A 3,434-nucleotide genomic window follows, 5' to 3' on the forward strand; every position below is an offset into this window, starting at 1 on the left:
ATTTACAGTTTCTGGATTTAATCTAACTATTTTATTAGTTGTTGGAACAAATTTATAATCATCTGGTAATTTATACTCTGTTACTGGAAACATATAGTTTTTTTCCAAAGCTAACTTTTGAAATTCTTTTTTTAATATAAAATCTAAAAACTCTTTTGATTCTGGTTTTATATCTTTTTTATTAACTAGGGCTGCTCCTTCTATATATATATCCACCCTTTTCTGGAATATAACTTTTATATTTATTTTCATTTCCATCTTGATAAAAATATATTGAACTAGATGCATATCCACTCATTATATTTCCCTCTCCTACAGAGAATTTAGCAAAAGAATCTGACCACCCTGAAGAAGTTGTTAAAATACTGGGCTTTAAACTTTTCCAAAAATCCAACCACTTATCTCCATATACTGCAATAGTCCATAACATAAAAGCTTCCCCTGTAAAACTTCTTGGATCTTGAACTAATAATTCTTTTTTATACTTTTTTAAATCATCGAATGTTTTTAAATTTTCTTTTAAATTTTCATAATTATAATTTAAAGCTAACATTCCATAATCTATTGGAGTAACATACCAATCTTTATCAATAATATATTTCTCATTTTTTATATTATTTGCATTTTTAGGCTTATATTTTTTTATTAAATCGTTATTTTTAGCTTGTAAGTAATTAATATCTGTAAGACCCATAACTATATCTGCTTTTGGTCTTCTTTTTTCAAGTTTCATTCTAGAAATTAATCCATCTATTGGTTGAAATTTAATATCTATTCCTGTTTCCTCTTTAAATATTGGTCCTGCTGATGTTTCAACCCATTTCATTGATTCAGGCCCATAAATTAATATCTCTTTTGAAAAAGCTAAATTTCCTATTAAAAATAAACTTCCTAATATTATTTTTTTCACTATAATCTCCCCTTATAATTTTATCTCTAAAAATTTTCCCACAATATTATAATTTTCTATTTTTCCAAGTTCTATTAACTGATTTTTTATAATTCTTTCATATTCATCCAATTGACCTTGATCAATTCCTCCAGTTTTATAATCTATAACTTGAATCTCCCCTTTTCTTAAAGATGTTCCCTCTTTTATCATAAGTCTATCTATCCTTTTTAATTTTCCTTCATCATAAATCTCATACTCTGGATAAATATAATCCCATTTATTTGAAAATATATCTGAATTTTCAATAAATACTCTTTTAAACTCTGGACTTTCTAAAATTCTTCTCAATCTCTCTTCGCCTATTACAGATGCATATTTTGAAAATGTTCTAAGTTTAGCTTCTCTATGCTCCTCCTCAGTATTTTCAATAATATATTCTAAATAGTTATGAATAGCATTTCCTACTATTCTTTTTTCCTCAGTCACTATATCTATCAAAAATTTTCTTTGAGGTTGTTCACACTCTTCAACTTTTTTCTCTTTTAAACTTATATTTTCTAGTACATCACTTAAAACTACTTTTTCTCTAGATATCTCTTTTTCTTTTGTTTCAAATTTCCCAAAAGATAAATTATTCAATCCTTCTACAACTACTTTTAAATACTTATTATTACTTTTTCCCATAACTAAAAACAGATGCCTTTTAGCTCTAGTTAATGCTACATATAAGTTATTTATCTCCTCCTGTTCATCTTTTAACTGTAACTCTTTTAAAAATAAAAAATCATTGTCTAATTGTAATAGTGCTTTTTCATATTTTTTATCAATAAAAACAAAGTTACTCACTTCATTAAATGGTGTTTTGAAATCCATATAAAATTGAATTCCAGAAGCTATTCCCTTTCTTGGAACTTCATGATAATAATAAACAGTCTCATATTCTAAACCTTTAGATTTATGAATACTTAAAAGAGTTATTGCATTATCCTCTTCTAATGATATTTGTTTATATCTATTCTCATCCTTTTCATTCATAAGTGTTTTATAAAAATCAATAATATTTTCATGCTCTTTAGACAGTTCTAAAAAATGAAATATATTTTTCAGATCGCTTTTAGAGGAATAAATTTTAGATATATTAAATAGCTCAACTATATTCAACAGTATATTTTGTTGGTTTTCTACTTTTAAAAGTTCTTTTATTTTTTCAAAAATTAATTTCATTTTAATTAGCTTAGAAGATTTTAACTCTTCTCCGTTTTTTATAAAAGCATTTATCTCATCTATATTAGTTAAAATATTTTTAAGTTGATAATTATTTACTTTTATTATATCGCATCTTAAAAGTTCAATAAGAGATAGATCGTCTAAATTTACAATGTACTTTAAACACTTGTATATAGGGTTAACTGCTCTTTGGAATATTATAGAAGCATTTGACTCAACTACATATGGAATATCTCTTTCTCCTAACTCTGAGGCTATTTGATTAAGTTGTAAATTGCTTCTTGCAATAATAGCAATTCCACTATATTTCCCTCTAAATCTATTTTCTATAGAATTAACAAGAGTTTCAACCATACTTTCCTCTTCTCCTGTTTCTTCCTCTTCCTCTAAAATAGTTTCAGTTACAACTTCAACATAACCTTCATCTTCACTTTTAGCTGTTATTTCCTGAAAATCCCACTGATAACCTAACTCTTTATTTTCTTCATCATCCTTATAATCTTCAGAAATATTTTTAAAAATAATATTTGTAAACTCTATTATATTTTTACAACTACGATATGATATTGACATTGTTTCTTCTTTTACATCAATAATTTTGTGGAGATTTTCAAATAAAGCTTTTTCTCCCCCTCTCCATCCATATATACTTTGTTTTTCATCTCCAACACAAATTAATTTTTCACATTTATTTATTAATCCACTTAAGATCTTCCATTGTAAGATACTTGTATCTTGAAACTCATCTATAAAAACTATTTTAAACTCACTGTCAAATATCTCTTTAAAATACTCAGTTATTTTCCCATCTTTTATTAAGTTTACATCTTCATTTTCTATATATTTAAAAAGATAACTACTAATATCTAAATGTGTAAATCTCTTTTCTGAAAACTTAATATTATCATATATTAAAAATAAATTCTCTATAAATGTTAATATCTCTTTTTCTAAGGATAAAATATCTCTATTAAATATCTCTTTAGATATCTCTTTTTTCAGCTCCATAAAACCAGTATTTAAAATATCTATCTCCACATCTAAATCAACTTTTTTAGTTGTTTTAACTCTTCTTCCATCAAAACATTTATCCCCTTTAAGAATCTCATTCCAATTTTCAAGAGCAAACTCTCTATACTTATCTCTATCTATACTACAAATCCACTTTAATGATTTAGACATATAGTCTGATAATATTTTTTCCTCTTTCTTTTTCTCTTTAATCTTCTCAAAAGTTGTAAAAAGATGACCTATTATATTTTCAAAAGAGATCGGAAGAGCGTCGTGTAGGGAAAGAGTGTACGTCCTGGTGTAG

At 25.5% G+C, this 3,434-nt stretch carries 1 protein-coding gene and 1 pseudogene; both read right to left on the bottom strand.

The features are described from left to right. A pseudogene (locus Q0V09_RS09380) lies at nucleotides 1–216 on the bottom strand (thiamine ABC transporter substrate-binding protein); the annotation flags it as partial. Continuing rightward, complete coding sequence (locus Q0V09_RS09385) at nucleotides 182–910, bottom strand: thiamine ABC transporter substrate-binding protein (RefSeq protein ID WP_297488852.1); 729 nt, start codon at nucleotides 908–910, stop codon at nucleotides 182–184. The pseudogene Q0V09_RS09380 and the gene Q0V09_RS09385, both read right to left, overlap by 35 nt. Nucleotides 911–3,434 lie beyond the last annotated feature (2,524 nt).

The sequence above is a fragment of the uncultured Cetobacterium sp. genome (genome assembly GCF_947039425.1).
In the GTDB taxonomy this organism is placed as follows: Bacteria; Fusobacteriota; Fusobacteriia; order Fusobacteriales; family Fusobacteriaceae; genus Cetobacterium_A.